This is a genomic window from Cyclobacterium xiamenense, assembly GCF_042140265.1.
GTDB lineage: Bacteria > Bacteroidota > Bacteroidia > Cytophagales > Cyclobacteriaceae > Cyclobacterium > Cyclobacterium xiamenense_A.
On the sequence record NZ_CP159481.1, the window covers coordinates 5,273,560 to 5,297,594 of the forward strand.

Here is a 24,035-nt window from a genome sequence, read left to right on the forward strand (position 1 = left end):
AAGGCCCCGAAAGGCCTAATGGTTTCTAAGTTAGTCAAGCGTAATTTCCAAAGCAAGTCCCCGAAGTTCGTGCACCAGTACATTGAACGACTCCGGAATGTTTGCTTTTGGCAAATTCTCACCCTTTACAATGGATTCATAGGCTTTGGCCCGCCCGATGACATCATCTGATTTCACCGTCAGGATCTCTCGCAATACGTGTGAGGCACCGAAAGCCTCCAACGCCCATACTTCCATTTCTCCAAACCGCTGACCACCAAATTGGGCCTTTCCACCCAAAGGTTGCTGGGTAATCAACGAATACGGACCAATTGACCGTGCATGCATCTTGTCGTCCACAAGGTGACCCAACTTCAACATGTAGGAAATTCCTACGGTCACCGGTTGGTCAAACTTCTTACCCGTCAGTCCATCATAGAGGTAGGTTCTTCCAAAGGATGGCAGACCTGCTTTTTCAAGTTCCGCGGCTACTTCTTCGGTGGTCGCTCCATCAAAGATCGGCGTAGCATAGGTTTTCCCCAGCTTCCTGCCAGCCCAGGCCAGAACGGTCTCAAAGATCTGACCGATATTCATTCGCGAGGGCACACCAAGGGGATTCAACACGATGTCCATCGGGGATCCATCTTCCAGGAAAGGCATGTCTTCGTCTCGTACAATACGGGCCACAATACCTTTATTTCCGTGCCTTCCGGCCATTTTATCACCCACTTTCAGCTTGCGCTTCTTCGCGACGTATACCTTGGCCAACTGAACGATGCCTGCAGGCAACTCGTCGCCCACCTCCAGCGTAAACTTGTCCCGCTTGAAAATGCCAGAAATCTCGTTCCGCGTATTGGTGTAGTTCTTCACTAATTGCTGAACCAGCAGGTTTGTATGGGCATCGTCAGTCCAATCGTCCAAAATAATATCGGATATCAGGTTAACTTCCTCCGCTACGTTGTAATTGCTTTCGTCCCTGTAGGGGTTTTTTGCGGGAAATAAGTTGTTTTCGATATTTTGGTAATTAAACTTCACTCCTTTGCTGATGATTTCATCACCAAATTTATGGCGCACTCCGTTCGAAACTTTTCCTTCCAGTATTTGAACGAGTTTCTCGATCATCTTGGCGCGCACGGCCAACAGGTCTTTGCTATACTTTTGCTTCAGACGCTCCACCTCGGCTTTGGCCCTGGCCCGGAGATCCTTGTCTTTCTTCGGTCGGGAAAATAGCTTGGTCTCAATGACCACCCCATTCAGGGATGGAGAGGCTTTCAGGGAAGCGTCTTTTACATCGCCTGCCTTGTCACCAAAGATCGCCCGTAGCAACTTCTCCTCAGGAGTGGGGTCTGTTTCGCCCTTGGGTGTAATCTTTCCAATAATGATATCGCCCTCTTTGATCTCCGATCCCACCCGGATGATTCCGTTCTCGTCCAGGTTTTTGACCGCATCTTCAGATACGTTGGGAATTTCAGAGGTAAGTTCTTCCTCCCCCCGCTTGGTGTCCCGAACTTCCAATTGAAACTCTTCGATGTGGATGGATGTAAAGATGTCCTCCCTCACAACCCGTTCGGAAATCACGATGGCATCTTCGAAGTTGTATCCTTGCCAGGGCATGTACGCTACCAGCAGGTTTTTACCCAACGCAAGTTCTCCTTTGTTCGTGGAGTACCCCTCTACCAGCACCTGCCCTTTCACTACTTTCTGTCCTTTCAAGACGATTGGGGTCAGGTTGATGGTGGTATCCTGATTGGTCCTTCTGAACTTGATCAGGTCGTATGTTTTGTATTCGTCACTAAAATTGACCAGCAGTTCGTCGCTGGACAATTCGTATTTCAATACGATTTTTTCTGCGTCCACGTAATCCACTACGCCATCCGCTTCTGCCAGAATCAGGGAGCGCGAATCGATCGCTGCTTTGCCTTCCAATCCCGTTCCAACGATTGGCGCTTCCGCCTTCAGCAAGGGCACTGCCTGGCGTTGCATGTTCGAGCCCATGAGTGCCCGGTTGGCATCGTCATGCTCCAGGAACGGAATCAACGAAGCCGCCACCGAGACAATCTGGTTCGGGGCCACGTCCATGTAGGAAATCTCTTTGGGTTCCAGCACCGGGAAGTCACCTTCAAACCTTGCCTTCACCTTATCGTTTACAAAATTCCCTTTCTCATCCAGCGGCGCATTGGCCTGAGCGATGTTGTTGTCATCTTCTTCTTCTGCCGTGAGGAATACGATGTCTTCCACGTTCATGCTCACCTTCCCCTCACTCACTTTTCGGTAAGGTGTTTCGAGGAAGCCCATGCTGTTCACCTTTGCATGCACGCAGAGGGAAGAAATCAACCCAATATTCGGACCTTCGGGAGTCTCAATGGTACACAAACGCCCGTAATGGGTATAGTGTACGTCACGAACCTCAAATCCTGCACGTTCCCTGGAAAGTCCACCCGGACCAAGTGCAGACAGCCTGCGCTTGTGAGTAAGTTCCGCCAGGGGATTGGTCTGATCCATGAATTGGCTCAGCTGGTTGGTTCCGAAAAAGGAATTAATCACCGAAGACAAAGTCCTGGCATTAATCAGGTCAACCGGTTTGAAATCTTCGTTGTCTCTCACATTCATCCGCTCACGGATGGTCCGTGCCATTCGTGCCAGTCCCACGCCAAATTGACTGTAAAGCTGCTCGCCTACCGTCCGTACGCGACGATTGCTCAAGTGATCAATATCGTCTACGACCGCTTTTGAATTGATCAAGCCGATGAGGTACTTTACAATGGAAATGATGTCTTCGGTCGTCAAAACGATTTTATCAGCATCGATGTTGAGCCCGAGCTTCTTGTTAATTCGGTACCGACCCACTTCTCCCAAATCGTACCGCTTGTCAGAAAAGAACAACCCGTGAATCACCTCTCTTGCGGTGGCTTCATCCGGGGCTTCGGTATTTCGGAGTTGCCGGTAAATGACTTCTACCGCCTCCTTCTCAGAGTTGGAATTATCCTTCTGCAGGGTATTGTAAATGATCGAGTAATCCGCGATGTTTACATCTTCCCGATGAAGGATCACACTTTTGGCACCGGATTCCAGAATCAAATCAATGTCCTCGTCGGTCAGGATACTATCCCTTTCCAGCAGCACCTCGTTTCGGTCGATGGATACCACTTCTCCGGTATCCTCGTCCACAAAATCTTCCACCCAGGTGCGCAACACACGGGCAGCTAATTTTCTGCCAATAATTTTCTTCAAGGTCGACTTGTTGGATTCCACCTCTTCCGAGAGGCCAAACAAATCCAAAATTTGCTTATCCGATCCATAACCGATCGCTCGCAACAGGGTAGTGACCGGGAATTTCTTTTTCCGGTCGATGTAGGCATACATCACGTTGTTGATATCGGTAGCAAATTCGATCCAGGACCCTTTGAAAGGAATGATCCGGGCGGAGTACAGCTTCGTACCGTTGGTGTGCTTACTTTGGGCGAAGAAGACGCCCGGAGATCGGTGAAGTTGGGAAACAATGACCCTCTCCGCACCATTGATGACGAAGGAACCCTTCTCGGTCATGTAGGGAAGGTTACCAAGGAATACCTCCTGCTCAATCGTTTCGAAGTCCTCGTTGTCTTCGTCGGAACAAAGCAACCGCAATTTGGCTTTCAGGGGTACGGAGTACGTAAGTCCTCGGTCGATGCTCTCGGAAACATTGTATTTTGGGGGATCTACGGTATAGTCGATGAATTCAAGGGTGAAATTTTCCCGGGAATCGCTGATCGGGAAATTTTCAGAAAAAACCTTGAATAGACCATCCTGCCTTCTTTTCTCTGCAGGAGTATCCAACTGGAAGAAATCCTTAAAGGACTGAAGTTGAATATCTAAGAAATCCGGATAGTCTTTGACTACCTTTATGGATGAGAAACTTTTCCTTTCGGTTTGATTCTGGATAGCCAAGGCAGTATATAATTTTAGTGAAAGTTTTTATAAACAAAGGACAATTTACACTTAAAAAAGTGCAATTAAATTGATGTCCATAAACAGGAAAAGACCTGACTGATAAGTCAGGTCTGTTACCGGTAAACCAAATCCAATCGGAGTTGGTTATTCAATGTTATTTAAGCTCGACTTCAGCTCCGGCTTCCTCAAGTTGCTTTTTAAGCGCTTCGGCTTCTTCTTTGCTGACTCCTTCTTTTACAGCTTTAGGAGCACTGTCTACGACTTCTTTGGCTTCTTTTAGCCCCAAACCTGTCAATTCTTTTACAAGTTTAACGACTGCCAATTTTTGTCCACCTGCAGCTTTTAAGACAACATCAAAAGAAGTTTTTTCTTCTTCAGCAGCACCTTCGCCAGCGGCTCCACCTCCAGCTACTACAGTAGCGGCAGCAGCAGCGGGTTCGATACCATATTCATCTTTTAAAATTGCGGCCAACTCATTTACCTCTTTTACAGTCAAATTAACTAACTGCTCAGCGAATGCTTTAAGATCTGCCATTTTATTAACTATTTAAATTGATTGTTTTTACTAATTTGAATGATTGAATTAAGCTTCTTTTTCGGCCAGGGTTTTTACCAGACCGGCAAGAATATTTTTACCGCTTTGAAGCGCGGATACCACATTGGTAGCTGGAGACTGCAGCAAGCTGATGACTTCACCAACCAATTCCTCTTTGGATTTCAGTTTGGAGAGTACTTCCAGATTGGCTTCCCCAAGGAACTGGTCTCCGTCGATAGAGGCTCCCTTGAACACCGGCCGCTTTTCCTTTGCGCCCAGTTTCTTTCGGAAGTCCAGGATTACCTTTGCAGGTAGATTTCCCACTTCCTGAGAAAACAGAATGCCGGAAAACCCTTTCAGTGTTTGCTCAGCAAATTCGGTGTAGTCCGCTTCAAGGTTTTCAAGAGCCTTTTTTATGAGCGTATTTTTGTACACCCGGTATTCCAACCCTTTGTCGAAGCACACTTTCCTAAAGCTGTTTACCTGCGCTACACTGAATCCCGAAGCATCGGCAATGTAAAAATGCGGAGTAGTCTTCAGTTTGTCGGTAAGTTCTTCAATTATGGTTTTTTTATCTTCTCTCGTCATAATTATATACCTTGAATACTACTTTTATCGATCACGATACCCGGAGACATGGTGCTTGATAAATGAATACTTCTAAAATAAGTGCCTTTTGCAGCAGACGGCTTCAATTTAGATATCGTCAAAATCAATTCACGCGCGTTTTCCTGAATTTTCTCAGGACTAAAGGAAACTTTTCCCACACTTGCGTGAATGATCCCAAACTTATCCACCTTGAAATCAATTTTACCAGCTTTCACTTCTTTTACCGCTTTCCCTACATCCAGGGTCACGGTACCGGATTTTGGGTTGGGCATCAGTCCTCTCGGACCCAGAACCCTACCCAATCTACCTACTTTCGCCATTACATTTGGAGTGGTGATGATGACATCAATGTCTGTCCATCCCCCCTCGATCTTCGCAATGTACTCGTCTAAACCAACATAATCTGCTCCAGCCTCTTTGGCTTCCTCCTCTTTGTCAGGACTACATAGCACCAAAACCTTCAATTCCTTGCCCGTACCGTGGGGTAGCGCCACAACGCCTCTGACCATTTGGTCGGCCTTTCGCGGATCTACTCCCAAACGAATATCCAGGTCTATGGAAGAGTCAAACTTGGTAGTTGTAATTTCCTTTACTAGAGACGAAGCCTCTGCCAGGGAATACTGTTGGCTAGGGTCGTATTTAGAAAGAGCTTCTTTTTTCTTTTTTGTTAACTTAGCCATTTTTTACGTATTATTCCTCCCAAGGAGCTTTTCCTGAAACTGTGATGCCCATGCTTCGTGCGGTACCGGCGACCATTCTCATGGCAGACTCTACTTCAAAAGCATTCAAATCGGGCATTTTCACTTCTGCGATTTCTTTCACCTGATCCCAGGACACTGCGCCTACCTTTTTCCTGTTGGGTTCAGCAGAACCGCTCTTTAATTTCGCTGCCTCCAACAACATAATTGCTGCCGGCGGAGTTTTTACCACAAAATCAAAGGACTTGTCCGAATAAATCGTCACAAGTACAGGAAGAACCTGGCCCATTTTATCCTGAGTCCTGGCATTAAACTGCTTGCAGAACTCCATGATGTTCAACCCTTTTGAACCAAGGGCCGGACCAACTGGAGGAGATGGGTTTGCCTGGCCACCTTTCACTTGTAGTTTCAGATAACCAGAGATTTCTTTAGCCATTTCCTAATCTTGTTTTTCTACTTGTATAAAGTTTAACTCTACGGGGGTATTTCGACCGAAAATCTTAACCATAACATTAAGCTTTTTCTTGTCTTCAAACACCTCCTCTATTACACCCGAGAAACCACTGAAGGGACCGTCCATTACTTTTACGGTCTCTCCAACTATAAATGGTGTATCTAGTTTTTCTGCAAACTCATCAATCTCTTCAACCCGACCCAAGATCCGGTTAATCTCTGATTGACGTAATGGCTCGGGGGTTTTGGAAGCCCCCCCTTGGTTTGACCCTAAAAAACCGATAACTCCCGGTATGCTCGTTATTACGTGATTGGCTTCTCCATGACTGAGGTCCGCATTGACCAAAACGTATCCAGGAAAGAAATTACGTTCCCGAACCCGCTTTTTACCGTTGCGCATCTCATATACTTTCTCAGAAGGTATCAAAACTTCCGGAATAAATTCCTCGAGTTTCTGTCGGGCAATTTCATTGTCAAGATAAGTCTTTGCCTTTTTCTCTTGTCCCGCCACTACCCTGAGCACGTACCATTTGTGATCTGCCATCCCGTTTTTTAATGTTCTTTAGAATAAATCATAAAACCATGTCATGATATTTTCGAAGGTCAGGTCAATTAGCCCGATGACCAACGCGAAAATCAAGGAAGCCACCAGCACCAACACGGCACTGTTCTGAAGCGATGCGTACTTCGGCCAGGTGACCTTGTTCTTCATCTCATCAATCGACTCAACTACAAAATTTTTAACATTCATTCGTCTAAAATTGGTTAACAAAGAACCAGTGCCAGTGCTCCGTTTCCGGGAGATGGTCCCTATTCAAAACATGTACCGAAAAACCCTTTTTTCAACGTCTTTCAACGAGGGTTTTGCTTACATTTTATGCACGGGCGGAGAGATTCGAACTCCCATCAACGGTTTTGGAGACCGCTATTCTGCCATTGAACTACGCCCGTTTTTTTGCGACCTTCGAATAAGGAACGCAAAAGTAGTGATTAAAGGCCAAAGAAACAAATGCGATCCCGAGTAATGTCAGGATCGCATTTATACAATGTTCAGCTAATCAAGCTTAGTCCAAAATTTCAGTTACCTGACCGGCACCTACGGTTCTACCACCTTCCCTGATCGCAAATCGCAACCCTTTTTCAAGTGCTACTGGGTTGATCAAGGTTACTTCAATGGTCACGTTGTCACCTGGCATCACCATCTCTACATTTTCAGGTAGCTTGATTTCACCAGTCACATCCGTGGTTCTCAAGTAGAACTGAGGACGGTACTTGTTAAAGAATGGAGTGTGGCGTCCACCTTCTTCCTTAGAAAGAACGTACACTTCTGCCTTAAAGTGGGCATGCGGAGTAACGGATCCAGGCTTACAAATAATCATGCCTCGCTTGATCTGACTCTTTTCAATACCTCTCAGCAACAAACCAACGTTGTCGCCTGCTTCACCACGATCCAGGATCTTACGGAACATTTCTACACCCGTTACGGTAGACTTCAATCCTTCTGCACCCATACCGATGATATCTACGGCTTCGCCAGAATTGACAACTCCGCGCTCGATTCGACCGGTCGCTACAGTACCCCTACCTGTGATGGAGAATACGTCTTCCACGGGCATCAGGAAGTCTTTGTCAATGGCTCGTTCCGGAAGCGGAATGTGTTCGTCCACCGCGTTCATCAACTCCATAACGGTTTCTTCCCATTTGGCATCTCCATTCAGGGCACCAAGGGCGGAACCCGCAATTACCGGAATGTTATCTCCATCAAATTCATAGAAAGAAAGCAATTCTCTTACTTCCATCTCTACAAGCTCAAGTAATTCGGGATCATCTACCAAATCTACTTTGTTCATGAAAACCACCAAAGCCGGAACACCTACCTGCCGCGCAAGTAGAATGTGCTCTCTGGTTTGAGGCATTGGGCCGTCGGTCGCAGCAACTACAAGAATTGCACCGTCCATCTGGGCAGCACCGGTAACCATGTTTTTAACGTAGTCAGCGTGACCGGGACAGTCAACGTGGGCGTAGTGCCGCGACTCCGTTTGATACTCTACGTGTGAGGTATTAATCGTAATACCTCTTTCCTTTTCTTCCGGCGCGTTATCGATGGAAGCAAAGTCTCTTAATTCAGAAAGACCCTTTCTGGCCAATACAGTGGTAATGGCAGCAGTCAAAGTAGTCTTACCATGATCGACGTGACCAATCGTACCGATGTTTACGTGTGGTTTGGAACGGTCAAAGGTTGCTTTTGCCATGCGTGAAAATCCTCTGTTTAGTTAAAGATTAAATTTTTTTAATTGTTTGAAATGTTCAGAGCCAACGACGGGATTTGAACCCGTGACCTCTTCCTTACCAAGGAAGCACTCTACCCCTGAGCTACGTCGGCTTTTTACATCCAGTGTTATGCCCTATACAAAGCATAGAGCGGGAGACGAGGCTCGAACCCGCGACCTGCAGCTTGGAAGGCTGCCGCTCTACCAACTGAGCTACTCCCGCTTGTATTCTTTCATACAAATAGTTCGCTGAACCGCGTTTCCCTGTTAGAGGCGTCCAAATTCCCTATTTTATTTTTAGAATCCAAAAATATCAAGCTATTATTAAGAAAAGAATAGCTCGAATCGCTTAACCATTCCGAATTTACTCAAAGAGCAAACGTGAACAAGCGCTCGTGGGGAAACAGGATTCGAACCTGTGAAGACATAAGTCAACGGATTTACAGTCCGTCCCAGTTGGCCGCTTTGGTATTCCCCCAAAAAACAACAAATATATACGTTTCTATCCTCCACGGACCCACTTTGTTGTCGTAACGGATGGCAAAATTATACCCTTTTACTAAACATTCAAAATATTATAAAAAAAAATCTTCGGTTTTTTACCTAAGCAGAAGTATCTTATTCACCATCAGTATTTTACTCCTCATTCTGGTAGGGTTCCAGATAATATTCCTGGTAGCGACGAACCATTGCATCCCCCTCGGTTGCCAAGAGGGATTTCGCTTCTTTCAGTACTCCCTCTTGATCAATGAATCCAAAGAGGGACTGGAATGCCGCCAACCGTATATAATTCTGTGGATGCTCCCTACCCAGCGCCACCAGACGGTCAATCGCCTTCTCCGGATCTACGTCCTCCCGGCTCGCAAAAAAATCTCCATAATACCCGATAAAGTAGTAAAGCGCCTCCCCATTCAATACCTGCAGTTTTTCGTGCATCCATTCGGCTCCTTCTATGTCCGGGGTCTCTGTGAGGTAATCTGCCAAGGGAGCGATCATTTCGAATGTTTTCCTCCGATCGAAGCCGCTCAAACAGTTCTCTTTTACGGACTTCCTCTCCCTCCATATCCATAAAGGCGGTTAATGCGGCACCGGCTACCTGGTAGGAGGAATCGTTGATCAGGCGGTAAAACAACGGACGGAATTTCACGGGGTCAGCACCTGCCAATACCTCCAGCGCCACGGACCTTACGGCGTTGTTTGGATCGTTTTCTGCAAGATCCAAAATGGCATTTTCCACGGAAAGGTCTGGATAACTGCCGGCGTCCATCGAAAGCATTCGGTGCAAAGCAAGCTCCCGTACTACCCAGAACGAATCCCGAAGCGCCGATTCAAGCAAAAGCCATGTATCCAACCCATTGCCTGCAGCTGCGGTAAGGCTGTCGAGCGCTTCTACCCTGGACAGACCGGATCGGGCATGAGCAAATTGTTTTTCCAAAAGCTCCCTGCCCCTGTATTGTTGCCGTTGAGCGAGTATCACTTGGTGCTCATCAAAGAGAATCAGGTCGGTCCCCGGTCCGTTTTCAAGGGCAAATTGCTGGTACGCCTGATCCAGGACAAACTCTTTTTCGATCCGTGTCCCCCCTTTATAGATACTGACGGTAAAAGGGAGCTTGAATAAAGGTGTTTTCTCCAAATCCTGCCGCTGCTCAAGGCTTAGCAATACGTTGTCCTCCTCCGAGTAGTCCCAGCGTATGACCAACTCCGGATGGCCGGGAGAAAGAAACCATTGATTAAAAAACCATTGCAAATCCAGGCCCGACACGGATTCAATAGCGAGTCGCAGCTGGTGCATTTCCACACTACCTAATGCATTTTCGGTTAGGTAACGGTGCAATCCCTGAAAAAAAGCCTCATCGCCCAAAAACCTTCTAAGCATGTGCAACACCCGCCCTCCTTTCGCATAGGTATGGTTGTCAAACAAGTCCTCGCTGTCCGCATATTGGTAGCGAATCAGCGGTTCCTGCTTTTCTTCTGCCTCTTCCAGGTATTGCTCCATGGCGTTAAAATGGTGCATGTCGGCGGGATCGATTCCTTCTTTGTATTCCATCCACAGGTATTCGGAGTAATCCGCAAATGCTTCATTTAAGGTAAGGTGGGCCCAGGACTCGGTGGTCACGTAGTTACCAAACCATTGATGAAACAACTCGTGGGCAATGATGTAATCCCATTCGCTATCCAGGGCTTCCCGTTCATTAAGCTGCAGCGCTTCCATGAACACCGACAAGGTCGTGTTTTCCATGGCTCCGGAAACAAAATCGCGCACCACCACCTGGTCGTATTTTTGCCAGGGAAAGGGCAGCTCGAGTAGGTCCGAGAAAAAACGCATCATTTCGCCGGTATGGGCAAACACTTTCCTGGCCCCGCCTTGGTATTTCGGTTCTACAAAAAAGCGAAGCGGTACCCCATCGACTGTACCTCCGTCAACGGCCGCAAAATCACCGACCACCACCGCCGATAGGTAGGGGGCATGGGCAATGTCCATGCGCCAGTGATCCGTTCGGGTACCGTCCTCGTGATGCTGACTACTCAGTAGTTTTCCATTGCTGAGACTGAGATAGCCTTCCGGTACCCGAAGGTGAAAATCATGGGTTTGCCGCTCGTTTGGATGATCGATCGTCGGGTACCATTTGGAAGTAAAAGCCGTTTCTCCCTGTGTCCAGATTTGCACCGGTTTTTCGGAATCGCTGGAATCAGCGTTGATGAAATAAAGTCCTTTGGTGTCCGTAAAGGCTGCACTACTTTCCGAAGACCCTTTTTCTGGAAAAGCGGTATAACGAATCCCCACTTGTAGGGTGTCCTCCTTGGTAAATGTCCTGGGCAACACCAGCGTCAGCTTTTGCTGATCGTAGGTAAATGCAAGCGGAACCTGCCCGGATGCCTGCCGCATGAATGCCTCATGTATTTCAAAATCCGCCGCCTCCAGCACCAGGGTGTTCTGCTTATAAAAATACGGAGTCACTGTTAGCAGCGCGTCACCCAACACCTCTTTTCTGGCATAATCGAATGCCAGCCAAAGTTCGGTGTTTAGCAGGTCAAACCGACGGGCTGCACTGCCCTTATACCCCTGTAGCGCCTGCTCCTGCTCGCGAATGCGTTGCGTGCGCTCCCCCTGTAGTGCCAACGCAGTATCTGCCCGGAGGAGCTGCGGCTGCGGGGCTGCTTTCTGGAGCGTTTGTGCCGCCGGCTTGCAAGAGAGCAGGCAACAAAGTACCCCCAGGTAGCAAAGCGATCGGCTCTTAAGTAGATGCATGGATACGTAGTTTCTATGATCAAAAAAACACCTGTCGATTGGACCGGTTTACCACCTGCCAAACGGGCGTACCAGCACGTCGGCAATACGCTGGGGTTAAAAGTAAGGAAAGGACAGAACTTTAACTAAACAAACCACTACTTATAGGGTAGAAAAGCGCATCGGGTGCCGAAAATAGCAGTTGCTCATTAGCGAAAGCCGCTTATACCGGTATTTTCCTGACATATGCCCTGTGCAACTAGTTGGAGAATTAAGGGGACGCAGGTAGCCTCGAGGACATGGACTGGACCTTCTACCGGATCAAATACATTGGAAGAGATGCCAATTCCAGCTTTCCTTGGACTGAAGAAAGCAACAGAAAAAAAATGCCATCGGGACCCATTTTTAGGAATAAGATTTAGTATTCTAAAAACAAGGATTTATATTTGTCGGGCTATAAATAAATAATATTTGGTCGGAATCCAATCAAGGCCTGAACCGTTTTCCATTCAAAAACATTCCAACATGAAATACAAACGAATCCTCCTAAAGCTTAGCGGGGAAGCCCTGATGGGTGAAAACAGCTACGGTATTGACTCCAAACGCCTGCAGGAATATGCTACGCAGATCAAGAATGTACACGACATGGGCGTGGAAGTGGCGATCGTTATCGGTGGGGGTAATATTTTCAGGGGAGTTCAGGCTGGAAAAGTGGGAATTGACAGGGTTCAGGGAGACTACATGGGAATGCTGGCCACCCTTATCAACGCCATGGCTCTTCAGAGTTCGCTCGAGCAAAACGGCATGTATACCCGACTGATGTCAGGCATCAAGGTAGAAAGTGTCTGCGAGCCCTTTATTCGTCGGCGGGCAATCCGACACCTTGAAAAGGGAAGGATCGTGATATTTGGGGCGGGTATCGGTAATCCGTATTTTACGACCGATTCGACCGCAAGCCTACGTGCGATCGAGATCGAAGCAGAGGTAGTACTTAAAGGTACCCGCGTGGATGGGGTATATTCCGCGGACCCCGAAAAAGATAAAAACGCCACCCGGTACGCACGCATCACTTTTCAGGAGGTCTACGAAAAAAATCTCAATGTCATGGACATGACCGCTTTCACCCTATGTCAGGAAAATAACCTTCCCATCATTGTTTTTGATATGAACAGGACCGATAACCTGTTGCATTTGATTCAGGGAGAGGAAGTAGGAACGTTGATCACATCAAACCAATAAAATCCAATGGAAGAGATCCAAATGTATTTAGAGGAAGCGAAATCACTGATGGAAAAGGCAGTTCAGCATACGGCCGCAGAACTTGTCAAAATCAGGGCGGGTAAGGCGATGCCCAATTTTCTGGACGGAATAATGGTGGCTTATTACGGTACGCCTACTCCCATTCAACAGGTGGCGTCCATTACCACTCCCGATGCCCGTACCCTGGCTATCAAGCCATGGGAGAAAACGCTTATTCCGGAAGTCGAAAAAGCCATCATCAATTCTGATCTTGGCCTGAATCCCCAGAATAATGGGGAAATGGTACTGCTAACCATTCCACCGCTTACAGAGGAAAGAAGAAAAAACCTGGTCAAGCAGGTGAAAAATGAGTGCGAAAACGGCAAAATAAGCATCCGAACCGTTCGGAAAGACACCAATGACGCATTGAAAAAACTGTTAAAAGAAGGTGCTTCCGAAGACGAAGTAAAGCGGGCCGAAGATACGGTTCAAAAATATACCGATACCTATGCCGCCAAGATTGACGGGCTCTTTGAAAAGAAAGAAGCCGAGATCATGAAAGTTTGAGGCCCGCTTACAGTCACAGGGGGGGATAAAAAAATAAAGAACAGGCAGCTAGCAGCCGACTATTCTTTCCTGTATTAAACCTTACGAAACAAATATAGGAATTTTTCCCGGGGATAAAAAAATCGATCTCCCGCAAGCGCTTTCCCTACCGCACACTTTTTAACCTGCAGGATGCAAGCGATCTGTGACAATTTTCTTCCCGCTTTCACCCACTCGTCTCCTGCTGTAGACCAAGATCATTTCTCTGCCTGCAACGAGGCCATTGGTATGATCTCCTCTTCGCATTTGAAGAATCTTCCTCGATCTGGAGACAATCAAACTTTTTTTTATAAAAACTAAAAAAACACATCCTGTGCTAACTGTTAATTTTTAAGGTATTTTTTTCCAAAGTGATAATTGTTCAGCAATGATTATTCAAATAATTCATGGGAAACACCATTCTATTAAAAACAAACGAATAGCCCTTTTTGCATACACCACAGGAGCTATTGCATAAGCCAAAAAATACCGTGAAATTTAAAGTGTTATTTTAACAATAACTTCAATCATCATTAACCTATTTCTTTTATTCATGCAAAACTATTTACCTAAAACAAAACTGTTTCTGTTAGGTTTGGCATTGCTATTGGCAAGCAGCTTGACAGTACATGCGCAGTCAAGAGAGGTGACCGGTACGGTCATTTCCGCGGAAGACGACCTGCCCCTGCCGGGGGTTTCGGTCTTGGTAAAGGGCACCACTCGCGGAGCGGTGACCGATATCGACGGCAATTACCGGGTGGCCTTACAATCCGGAGACGAGACCCTGGTTTTTTCTTTTGTTGGATTCAACAGCCAGGAAATTGTGGTTGGAAACCAGAGCACCATTGACATTACCCTTAGCCCAGACATGCAGGCGCTAAGCGAGGTAGTCGTGGTGGGTTACGGTGAGCAGAAGAAAGAAACCATTACGGGCTCTGTAGCGACTGTAAAGGGCGCCGAATTGGTGAAATCGCCTGCGATGAACCTGACCAACTCCATTGCCGGTCGAATGGCAGGGGTAATCGCGGTTAACCGCAGTGGCGAACCGGGCTATGACGGCTCTGGAATTCGAATCCGCGGATCAAACACCCTCGGTAACAACGATGCGCTGATTGTAATCGACGGAATACCCGCCAGAGCGGGGGGTATCGAGCGACTGAATCCCAACGACATCGAAACCATTTCGGTATTGAAGGACGCCTCTGCTGCGATTTATGGAGCCCGGGCAGCCAACGGTGTTATCCTGGTTACCACCAAAAGAGGTAAAGAAGGCAAACCTGAGTTGACCTATCAGTTCAATCAGGGATTCGCTCAGCCTACGGTGATTCCCGACCTGGCAGATGCTGCCCAGTACGGAGAGATGCTGAATGACCTGAGCGTATACGAATTGCCCGTGAGCGAGTGGCGATCTGCCACAGATGCCTACCGGTCTACAGGAAGCTACACCCGTCCCGACGGACAGGTACGAACCGCTCCTTTCAGTCCGGAAGCGTTGGCTTTGCACCGAGCTGGTACAGATCCCTGGAATTATCCCAATACCGACTGGTACGGAGAGACGCTTAAAACATGGTCGCCTCAAGTGCGACACAACCTGCAGTTGAACGGCGGTTCTGAAAACCTTCGGTACATGGCTTCCCTTGGGTATCAAAACCAAGACGCCTACTACAAGAATTCCGCCACCGGTTACAAGCAGTACGACATGCGGATCAATCTGGATGCAAAAATCAACGATTACGTAGATTTACAGTTGGGTGTATTGGCCCGTCAGGAATACCGCTTCTTCCCTACCCGGGGAGCAGGTGCCATTTTCCGCATGCAGATGCGAGGCAAGCCACACGAGCCGGCTTTCTGGCCGGATGGCAGACCCGGACCAGACATCGAAAACGGCGAAAACCCGGTGGTAATTACCACCAATGCAACCGGATACGACCGGGATACCCGAAACTACTTCCAAACGAATGGAGCGTTAAATATCAAGATCCCGGGAGTAGAAGGGCTGAAATTTCAAGGAACTGCCTCTGTGGATAACCTGAGCCGATTCATCAAACGATGGGAAACTCCCTGGATTCTGTACCAGCGAGGCAGCGGTTTTGAAGCAGATGGCGTTACGCCTGTGCTGGTTCCCAGTGAGCGCGGTCCTGCCGAGCCCCGCCTGCGGCAAACGAATATCAACCAGTTAAACATCCTTTTGGGAGGGGTTTTCAGTTACGAAAAACAAATCGGTGACCACGGCATCAGCGCGCTGGCAGGTGTTAACCAGGAGACGGTAGAAGGGGATGACTTCTTTGCCTACCGTAGATTCTTCATCTCTCCTGCCATCGATCAGATGTTTGCCGGCGGTGATGCGGAGAAAGAGCAACGGTGGAGGCGCTTTCGAACGAGCCCGTCTCAACTATTTTGGTCGGGTTGCCTACAACTATCAGGAAAAGTACTTGTTTGAATTTTTGTGGCGCTACGACGGATCCTACATTTTCCCTGAACCTACCCGATTCGGTTTCTTCCCCGGTGTGATGGCCGGATGGGTAGTATCCGAAGAAAGTTTCTGGAAAAACAACATTCCCGTTATGGACTTCTTCAAGCTACGAGGCTCCTGGGGCCAAATGGGTAACGACCAGATTTTCTTTGGTGGATCCCTTCAGGAATACCAATTCTTGTCTACGTATGGTTTCCGCAGCCAGATTTTAGAAAATACAGAGGCGAAAACCTTGTTTGAGACCCGGGTACCGAACACGGCGATTACCTGGGAGGTGGCCAATAACTCCAACATCGGTGTGGAAGGCCAATTGCTACAAGGTAAAATCTTCTTCGAACTGGATTACTTTTACAACAAGCGAACCAATATCCTTTGGAGAAAAAATGCTTCCGTTCCACAATCCAGCGGACTTTCTTCCTTGCTTCCTGCGGAAAACATAGGAGAGGTAGAAAACCAGGGTTTTGACTTTAATATCGGCTACCGAGGCCAGAAAGGTGATCTATCCTATAGCGTCAGTGCGAATGGCGGCTATGCGTACAATAAGATCCTGTTCTGGGACGAGCCTCCGGGAGCACCAGACTGGCAGCGTTCTACCGGCAAGCCCATGAATACCCCTGCCCCGGTTTACCTGTATGACGGCGTATTCCCAAATCAGGCTGCGATCGATGCTGAGACCTTGGATTACACGGATATCACCAATCAATTGCGACCAGGCGACATGCGTTTTAAAGACTACGATGGAGACGGCGCCATTACCCCGCTTGACAGGGTTCGTTTGGACCGAAACAACATCCCCCGTTTTCAGGGAGGTGTCAATATGAACGCGAGCTTCCGAAACTGGGATATGTCCGTATTGTTTCAAGGGGCTGCCGGGGCCATTGCTTTGGTTAGTTTGGGCGAATCCGGAAACATCGGCAACTACCTGTTGGAATTCTATGAAAACCGATGGACCATTGATAACGAAAGCTCCGAGTATCCTCGAATCGCTAATCGTAGCGATCAGTATTACTCCAGCGGAAACGACTTCTGGTTTAGAAGTTCCGATTACATTCGTTTGAAAAACCTGGAAATCGGATACACTGTACCGCAGCAAGTCGGTGAGCGATTTGGTATCAGCAACCTTCGATTTTATGCCAACGGACTCAACCTTCTCACCTGGGACAAGTTGGACGTATACGACCCGGAATCCGATAGTGCTACCGGACAGTACTATCCGCAAGCCAGGGTAATCAATGCGGGATTATCCGTAACATTCTAAATCCATAAACATTGAATATGATGAAAAATATAAAATATTTAGGGTTGGGTCTGGCGATTTCTTTGCTCTCTACTTCTTGTGACGAAGAATTTCTGAATACACAACCATTGGGAGAAGTGTCCGAATCCGCCGTTTGGCGCGATGCGGGACTTGCAGAGGCTTTCGTAACCGACCTGTACAGCGGGTTACAGCAAGGCGGATTCAATGAGCAGGCCTTGTCTTCCCTGACGGACGAAGCCATCTTTACCCACCCGGGTAGAAATATCAATACCGTTACCGAAGCCCGGTCGAACCCTCAAAATCCAGGCTGGATTGACGGTACCCGGAACTGGCCAAACATGTACAACAGCTTGCGGGCTACCAATATTGCCATTGCGAACCTGAGCGACCCGCAGTTTCCAAATACCGGAGGGATCGTGGACCGACTGTTGGGCGAAGCGACCTTTATGCGGGCCTACTTCCACCACCAATTGCTTCGCAACTTCGGTGCTATTCCATTGGCAGACCGTCCATTTACGTTGGACGAGGAAACCTACGAACTTCCCCGAAACACCTTTCAGGAAGTAGTGGATTTCATCGTGGCTGATTTGGATCGTGCGGCCGATTTGCTAAGCGATCATAACCCCATCCGGGGCAGAGCCAACGAAATCGCTGCCCTGGCGCTGAAATCCAGGGTGTTGATTTATGCGGCTTCGGACTTGCACGATATGGCAACTGCCTCTGCTAATTCAGACGTAATCGCCGGCTATCAAAATAAGGAGTTGATCGGATTTACGTCTGGCAGCCAAACCGAACGCTACCAGAGAGCTCTTGATGCTGCCAAAGTAGTACTGGACAAAGCCAGCGGCAACATGCTGGACCTGAGCGCTCCCCTTCCTCACGAAGAAGCCATCCAAACCTACATGAACAATTCCCTTTCCAGAAATGGTGGGGAAGCCGAGATGATTTTTGGGAGGTACTTCCTGTCTCAAAAGCCGGAATGGGGAGGACGCCATGGGTTACACAACGGGCCCAATGGATACAACAACTGGGCTGGAAACACCCCGATACAGCTTCTGATCGATGACTACCAGATGATGGATGGTACCGAATTTGACTGGGATAACGAGGAACATGCCAGCGCTCCCTACGAAGATCGGGAAGCCCGTTTCTACGCCACCTTCCTGTACGAAGGTGCCCCCTGGAAACCACGCTCTCCAGCCAATCAGGCCCGCGATCCGCTGGGACAAATCCAAACCGGTACCTACGAAGTAGTAAACGCGCAGGGCGAAAAAGTAACCCACTTTGGTCTGGATACCCGAAACAGCCCCATCGAAGACTGGAACGGAAGCTACACCGGGTATTACCTGCGGAAATTCATCGAGCCAGACCCGAATTTCGTCGACCAGAATACCTGGCAGGAAATTCCCTGGCCGCATATCCGCTTCACCGAGGTGGTGTTTAACTACGTAGAAGCGAACATTGCCCTCGGAAACGACGAAGAAGCCAGGAACTGGTTGAATAAAATCCGTTTCCGCGCGGGCTTACCTGCTACCGATGCATCCGGAGAAGACCTATGGAATGCATTTATTAACGAAAAACGGGTGGAAATGGTCCATGAGGAGCAGCGGTATTACGATGCACGTCGTTGGATGATTGCACCGGAAACCCTGGGAAGACAAGCCGACGGTATCAGCATTGTCGGTACCCTCAAGCCGGGCAAAGAACTCTCCATCTACCGCTACGATCCGGAATTCTACGATTATTCCTATGAGGTCATCGAAATTGACCCCGGAAAAGAAAACCGCCTCTGGCTGGATAAAATGTATTGGATGCCCATCAGCTTTGATGAGATGCAGCGTAACGGAAACCTGATTCAGAATCCGGGTTACGGAGATTAACAGCTTCTGTTGTTCCCCTATTAGTAAATTAGTAAAAGGCGATCTTCGGATCGCCTTTTTTTGTTTTCGGTCCTTACCCTTGCATCTCACGCACCTATCCGGGGAACAATTTCCCGGAATGCTCCGCATTTATTTCTATATTTGTAGGAAGACTCATTCATCCGTATGTACAATTATTTCCTCAATAAAATCCCCTTTCTCGGAGCCATTCTGGTTTTTATCTCCTGCCAGGTGGAAACGCAAAATACGGTTCCGCTAAAGCAATTTACCCGTTTACCCGCTGAAAAAACCCTGGTAAAGTTTGAGAATACGCTCACCGAAGGATTGAACACGAACATACTGATGTATGAATATTTCTACAATGGTGGTGGCGTAGCTGTCGGAGACCTCAACGGAGACGGTCTCGATGATTTGTATTTTTCTGCAAACATGGTGGAAAACCGGCTATACCTGAACCGAGGCGACATGGAATTCGCAGACGTTACGCAGACGGCCGGCGTACAGACTCGTCCCGGACCCTGGAAAACGGGAGTTAGTATGGCCGATGTAAATGGAGACGGCAGATTGGATATTTACGTGTGTTATTCCGGAAGTTTGCCTCCCGAAAAACGGAAAAATGAATTGTACATCAACCAGGGTCCCAATTCCGAGGGAATCCCGGTGTTTAGGGAAATGGCAGCTTCCTACGGTATAGACAGTGAGGCCACCAGTACCCAAGCCAGCTTTTTCGATTACGACAATGATGGCGATCTGGATCTTTTCCTTCTCAATCACAATCCGAAATCGCTTCCCGTGCTGGACGAGGCCAGTACGGCGGACATCCTCAAAACCACCGATCCCGCAGGGCCCCAACTCTTCAGAAACGATGGGGACACCTTCACGGAAGTCACCGCTGAAGCGGGAATACTGCGCGTGGCGCTCTCCTACGGCCTGGGTGCCGGGATTTCGGACCTGAACGACGACGGATGGATGGACATCTACATCAGTAACGATTACACCGTGCCGGATTACCTCTACCTGAACAACGGAGACGGTACGTTTACGGATGCAATCGGAGAAGCGCTTGGCCATACCTCTCATTTTTCCATGGGCAATGATATCGCAGATGTCAACAACGACGGATACCCCGATATCTTTACCCTCGACATGCTACCGGAAGACAACAAACGCCAAAAACTATTGATGGCACCGGATAACTACGAGAAGTTTGAATACAACCTAAACGTTGGGTTCCACCACCAATACATGCGGAACATGCTTCACCTAAATCATGGAAACGGCTTGTTTAGCGAAGTGGGTCAGTTAGCGGGCGTATCCAATACGGATTGGAGCTGGGCTGCATTGCTGGCAGATTTTGATAATGACGGGAACAAAGACCTTTACGTGACCAATGGGTATTTTCGGGACTATACCAATCAGGACTTTTTGAAATTCATGGCGGACTACCTAAAAAACAACCAAAACGGACTGCGACGGGAAAACATACTTGAATTGGTACAACGCATGCCCTCCTCCAACCTGACCAATTACCTTTTCAAAAACAAAGACGGACTGTTTTTTGAAAAGAAATCCGAAGACTGGGGAGTCCATCACCAGGCCAATAGCAACGGAGCAGCCTATGCGGACCTGGATAACGATGGCGACCTGGATCTGATCGTCAATAATATCAACCAGCCTGCCTTTATTTACCAAAATAACGCAGATTCTTTGTCCAGCGATCGCCATTTTCTTCGTGTAAAGCTTCAGGGAAATCCAGGCAACAATCAGGGGATCGGTGCAAAAGTCACCCTTTATCACCAGGGGCGGCTCCAGATGATCGAACAAATGCCAAGCCGTGGGTACCAGTCGAGCGTATCCCCTACCCTTCATTTTGGATTGGGCGAGGTGAGGAAAATTGACTCCCTTCGAGTCAGCTGGCCAGGAGGGCTTTCCGAAAAGCTAACGGATGTTTCCAGCAACCAAACATTGACTTTGGTCCAGAAAAACGCATCGCAAAAAAGTCCTGCCCCCGACGTACCGCCGGCGCTTTTTGTGGAAGTAACGCCGCCAATCGACCACCGGTCTCCGGAAAATACAATCAATGATTTTAAACGGCAACCCCTGATGGTTAACCCAATTTCCTTTGCCGGTCCGGTGCTGTGCAGCGGAGATGTTACGGGTGATGGAAAAAAGGACCTGTACATCGGCGGGGAAAGTGGTCAGGCGGGAAAACTCTACGTTCAACAAGCAAATGGCAGCTTTCGGCTGCAGTACTCGAGCGATTTTGAATCAGACAAAGAATTTCAGGATACGGACGCCTTGATGGCGGATTTTACCGGAGACGGACTACCTGACTTGTATGTAGCAAGCGGTGGGTACGGCTCACTCCTGCCACAGGATCCCTTGCTTCAAGATCGGCTGTACGTGAACGACGGTACCGGTACCTTTACCAGGGACCCGGATTTATTGCCGGAAATGCGTAGCAGTACGGCTGCGATCGCCTCCGAGGATCTCAATGGGGACGGTCTCCCCGACCTTTTTGTGGGAAGCAGGGTGATTCCGGGCCGGTATCCGGAAACCCCTCCAAGCTACCTGCTGATCAATGAGGGCGGGGGAAAAATGGTGGATAAAACCAAGGACTGGTACCCCGAATTCTCCAGCCTGGGGCTGGTGACCGATGCAAACTGGGCGGACCTAAACGGGGATGGCAAGAAGGAGTTGATTGTTGTCGGCGAATGGATGCCGGTTTCTGTTTTCGAGCAAGCCGGAAAAACCCTGCAATCCGCCACCGACACATTCTTTGACGAGCCGCAATCGGGATGGTGGAATACCTTACACGTAACCGATGTGAATGGAGATGGCCTTCCGGATCTGCTGGCCGGTAACTTAGGCCTGAATAGCCAGGCCAAAGCCAGCGACGAGCAGCCTGCAGAAATGTACTTCAAGGATTTTGATGACAACGGGGCCGTTGATCCAATTCTCAGTTTATACATTGAGGGAGAACCCTACCCCTACCTGACCCGGGACGAACTGTTGGATCAGATATCCAGTATGCGCACGCGCTTCACCGATTACGCCAGCTACGCGGAAGCAAAACTAGAAAACATATTCTCAAAATCGGAGTTGGAAGACCTGGGCTACCTACGCGCAAACACGTTGGAAACGAGTTTGTTTATCAATCAAAAAGACGGCGGCTTTGCCCGCGCGAACTTGCCTGCAGAAGCTCAGTTTTCTCCGGTCTTCTCCGTAGTTAGTGAGGATTTAAACGGGGATGGTCACCTGGATTTTGTTCTGGGGGGGAACATAGAACGGGCCAGATTGCGTTTTGGTAAGTACGACGCAAATTATGGCACGGTACTGTTGGGAGATGGACAGGGAAACTTTTCCTACCTACCGCAACGAAACTCCGGCTTGCACATCAATGGGGATGTACGCGGCATGCAGTGGCTGGATGGCCTCCTTCTTGTGGGCATTAACCGGCAGCCCCTGGTTGCCTACCAACTACAGCACGAGAAAATTTACTAAAGCATGGAATTTACAGGGATACCTTTTTTAGGCAGTTATCGGCATAAAGGAACGTTACTGGTCTGGGCACTTGCCGGGCTTTTACTTTCTTGCCAGGCTACCGTTGAAAAGAAGCCGGTGCCTGCCAAAGCCATCGGTTGGGCAACAGAAAAAATGACCGACCTGATGGTACATGACATTACCAATCCTCCCCTGGCCGGGAGATTTTATGCCTATGCCTGCCTTGCCGGATACGAGGTGATTGCCTCAGGAAATGCCAGGTACCCCTCTCTTTCCGGACTTTTAAATGGACTGGATTCCCTCTCCCGTCCCGCAGGGAACAGCCCATCCATCCCCATGAGCGCGCTATTCGCTATGGTGCACACCGCTGCGGCCCTGCAACCCTCCGGTTCGGAAATGCAAGCCTTCGAAGAGTCCTTTTCCGACTCCTGCAAAACCTGGGGCTACGATTCACAGGAAATCGCTCAGGCAAAAACCTACGGCGAGCACATCAGTCAGCAGATTCTGAATTATGCCAAAGCCGACAAGTACAGAGAGATTAGTAACTATCCGCGCTACCAACCCAGCACCGGGGAAGGGAAATGGTACCCCACGCCTCCCGGGTATTTCCCACCGGTGGAACCGTATTTTAATACGGTCCGTCCCTTTTTGATTGAAACTGCGGATCAGTTTAAGCCCGATCCGCCGGTACCTTTTTCCGAGGATCCCGATTCGGAGTTTTATGCCCTGATGCAGGAGGTATACCAATTAGATTTGGACCGTGAGAAACGGGAGATAGCCGCGTTCTGGGATTGCAATCCCTTCGCCCTGGAAGAAACCGGCCACCTGATGGTGGGTATCAAACAAATATCTCCCGGGGGGCATTGGATGGGTATCACAGACATCGCCTGCCAAAAGGCAGAATTATCGTTTGAGGAGTCCATGGAAATCAACACCTTTGTCGCTCTGGGTTTGATGGATGGCTTTATCAGCTGTTGGGATGAAAAGTACAGAAGCGACCGCATTCGTCCCGAAACGGCCATCCGTAAATATGTGGATCCGACCTACAAGCCCTTGCTTCAAACACCTCCTTTTCCGGAATACCTTAGCGGGCACTCCACGATTTCTACCACCTCTGCGGTGATTCTAACTCATTTCTTTGGCGAAGGCTTTTCTTACCTGGATACCGTTGAGGAAAAGTACGGCTTGGGAATCAGAGAATTCAGCTCGTTTATGCAGGCATCTGAGGAGGCGAGTATTTCGCGATTGTACGGCGGTATTCATTTCATGGATGCAATCACCCGGGGGCAGGATCAGGGAAAAAAAGTGGGCCACTGGATCCTGAATCGACGAGACGCACACCGGGGACAAGGGCAGGCAGTTCAGCAAAACGAGTAAATTCATTTTCATACAC

At 48.5% G+C, this 24,035-nt stretch carries 15 protein-coding genes, 4 tRNA genes and 1 pseudogene; 6 read left to right on the top strand and 14 right to left on the bottom strand.

Going from position 1 to position 24,035, the window contains the following annotated elements; all coding sequences use genetic code 11:
- Positions 1 to 30: 30 nt before the first annotated feature.
- The 14 genes from rpoB to ABWH99_RS21675 all read right to left on the bottom strand — a co-directional run bounded on the left by rpoB (position 31) and on the right by ABWH99_RS21675 (position 11,724).
- Positions 31 to 3,906 carry a DNA-directed RNA polymerase subunit beta gene (gene rpoB, locus ABWH99_RS21610; RefSeq protein WP_375583853.1) on the bottom strand — a complete coding sequence of 1,292 codons (3,876 nt, stop codon included), beginning with the start codon at positions 3,904 to 3,906 and terminating at the stop codon, positions 31 to 33.
- 157 nt (positions 3,907 to 4,063) lie between these two features.
- Entirely contained in the window at positions 4,064 to 4,444 is a 381-nt protein-coding gene (gene rplL / locus ABWH99_RS21615) for a 50S ribosomal protein L7/L12 (RefSeq protein ID WP_092174277.1), read from the bottom strand.
- A 48-nt stretch (positions 4,445 to 4,492) separates the two neighbouring features.
- Positions 4,493 to 5,032: a 50S ribosomal protein L10 gene (rplJ, locus tag ABWH99_RS21620; RefSeq protein ID WP_375583854.1), complete on the bottom strand. Its 540-nt coding sequence runs from the start codon at positions 5,030 to 5,032 to the stop codon at positions 4,493 to 4,495.
- Between the two features lie 2 nt (positions 5,033 to 5,034).
- Positions 5,035 to 5,733 carry a 50S ribosomal protein L1 gene (gene rplA / locus ABWH99_RS21625; protein ID WP_375583855.1) on the bottom strand — a complete coding sequence of 233 codons (699 nt, stop codon included), beginning with the start codon at positions 5,731 to 5,733 and terminating at the stop codon, positions 5,035 to 5,037.
- 10 nt (positions 5,734 to 5,743) lie between these two features.
- A complete protein-coding gene (rplK, locus tag ABWH99_RS21630; protein WP_375583856.1) occupies positions 5,744 to 6,187 on the bottom strand; it encodes a 50S ribosomal protein L11 in 444 nt (147 codons plus the stop codon).
- A 3-nt stretch (positions 6,188 to 6,190) separates the two neighbouring features.
- Positions 6,191 to 6,748, bottom strand: a complete 558-nt coding sequence (gene nusG, locus ABWH99_RS21635) for a transcription termination/antitermination protein NusG (RefSeq protein ID WP_092174265.1) — start codon at positions 6,746 to 6,748, stop codon at positions 6,191 to 6,193.
- An 18-nt stretch (positions 6,749 to 6,766) separates the two neighbouring features.
- Entirely contained in the window at positions 6,767 to 6,955 is a 189-nt protein-coding gene (gene secE, locus ABWH99_RS21640; protein WP_092174262.1) for a preprotein translocase subunit SecE, read from the bottom strand.
- A 129-nt stretch (positions 6,956 to 7,084) separates the two neighbouring features.
- Positions 7,085 to 7,155 (bottom strand) — tRNA-Trp (locus tag ABWH99_RS21645).
- Positions 7,156 to 7,268: 113 nt separating this feature from the next.
- Positions 7,269 to 8,456 (bottom strand): elongation factor Tu, encoded by a 1,188-nt coding sequence (gene tuf / locus ABWH99_RS21650; RefSeq protein WP_375583857.1) that lies wholly within the window; start codon positions 8,454 to 8,456, stop codon positions 7,269 to 7,271.
- 59 nt (positions 8,457 to 8,515) lie between these two features.
- Positions 8,516 to 8,587 (bottom strand) — tRNA-Thr (locus tag ABWH99_RS21655).
- A 37-nt stretch (positions 8,588 to 8,624) separates the two neighbouring features.
- Positions 8,625 to 8,697, bottom strand: a tRNA-Gly gene (locus ABWH99_RS21660).
- Positions 8,698 to 8,868: 171 nt separating this feature from the next.
- A tRNA-Tyr gene (locus ABWH99_RS21665) sits at positions 8,869 to 8,952 on the bottom strand.
- A gap of 158 nt (positions 8,953 to 9,110) precedes the next feature.
- Positions 9,111 to 9,389 carry a hypothetical protein gene (locus ABWH99_RS21670; RefSeq protein ID WP_375583858.1) on the bottom strand — a complete coding sequence of 93 codons (279 nt, stop codon included), beginning with the start codon at positions 9,387 to 9,389 and terminating at the stop codon, positions 9,111 to 9,113.
- The gene (locus tag ABWH99_RS21675) at positions 9,301 to 11,724 is read right to left on the bottom strand and encodes a M1 family aminopeptidase (RefSeq protein WP_375583859.1); all 2,424 of its coding nucleotides are present in this window, start codon (positions 11,722 to 11,724) and stop codon (positions 9,301 to 9,303) included. Before ABWH99_RS21675 ends, ABWH99_RS21670 begins: the two co-directional genes overlap by 89 nt.
- A gap of 504 nt (positions 11,725 to 12,228) precedes the next feature.
- Here ABWH99_RS21675 and pyrH point away from each other — a divergent pair.
- The 6 genes and pseudogenes from pyrH to ABWH99_RS21705 all read left to right on the top strand — a co-directional run bounded on the left by pyrH (position 12,229) and on the right by ABWH99_RS21705 (position 24,019).
- Complete coding sequence (gene pyrH / locus ABWH99_RS21680; protein WP_092174253.1) at positions 12,229 to 12,942, top strand: UMP kinase; 714 nt, start codon at positions 12,229 to 12,231, stop codon at positions 12,940 to 12,942.
- A gap of 6 nt (positions 12,943 to 12,948) precedes the next feature.
- Positions 12,949 to 13,509, top strand: a complete 561-nt coding sequence (frr, locus tag ABWH99_RS21685) for a ribosome recycling factor (protein WP_375583860.1) — start codon at positions 12,949 to 12,951, stop codon at positions 13,507 to 13,509.
- A gap of 571 nt (positions 13,510 to 14,080) precedes the next feature.
- A pseudogene (locus ABWH99_RS21690) lies at positions 14,081 to 17,258 on the top strand (SusC/RagA family TonB-linked outer membrane protein).
- A gap of 20 nt (positions 17,259 to 17,278) precedes the next feature.
- Positions 17,279 to 19,138, top strand: coding sequence for a RagB/SusD family nutrient uptake outer membrane protein (locus ABWH99_RS21695; protein ID WP_375586614.1), 1,860 nt, complete (start codon positions 17,279 to 17,281; stop codon positions 19,136 to 19,138).
- A 165-nt stretch (positions 19,139 to 19,303) separates the two neighbouring features.
- Complete coding sequence (locus tag ABWH99_RS21700; RefSeq protein WP_375583861.1) at positions 19,304 to 22,642, top strand: VCBS repeat-containing protein; 3,339 nt, start codon at positions 19,304 to 19,306, stop codon at positions 22,640 to 22,642.
- Positions 22,643 to 22,645: 3 nt separating this feature from the next.
- Complete coding sequence (locus ABWH99_RS21705; protein ID WP_375583862.1) at positions 22,646 to 24,019, top strand: vanadium-dependent haloperoxidase; 1,374 nt, start codon at positions 22,646 to 22,648, stop codon at positions 24,017 to 24,019.
- The last annotated feature ends 16 nt before the right edge of the window (positions 24,020 to 24,035 follow it).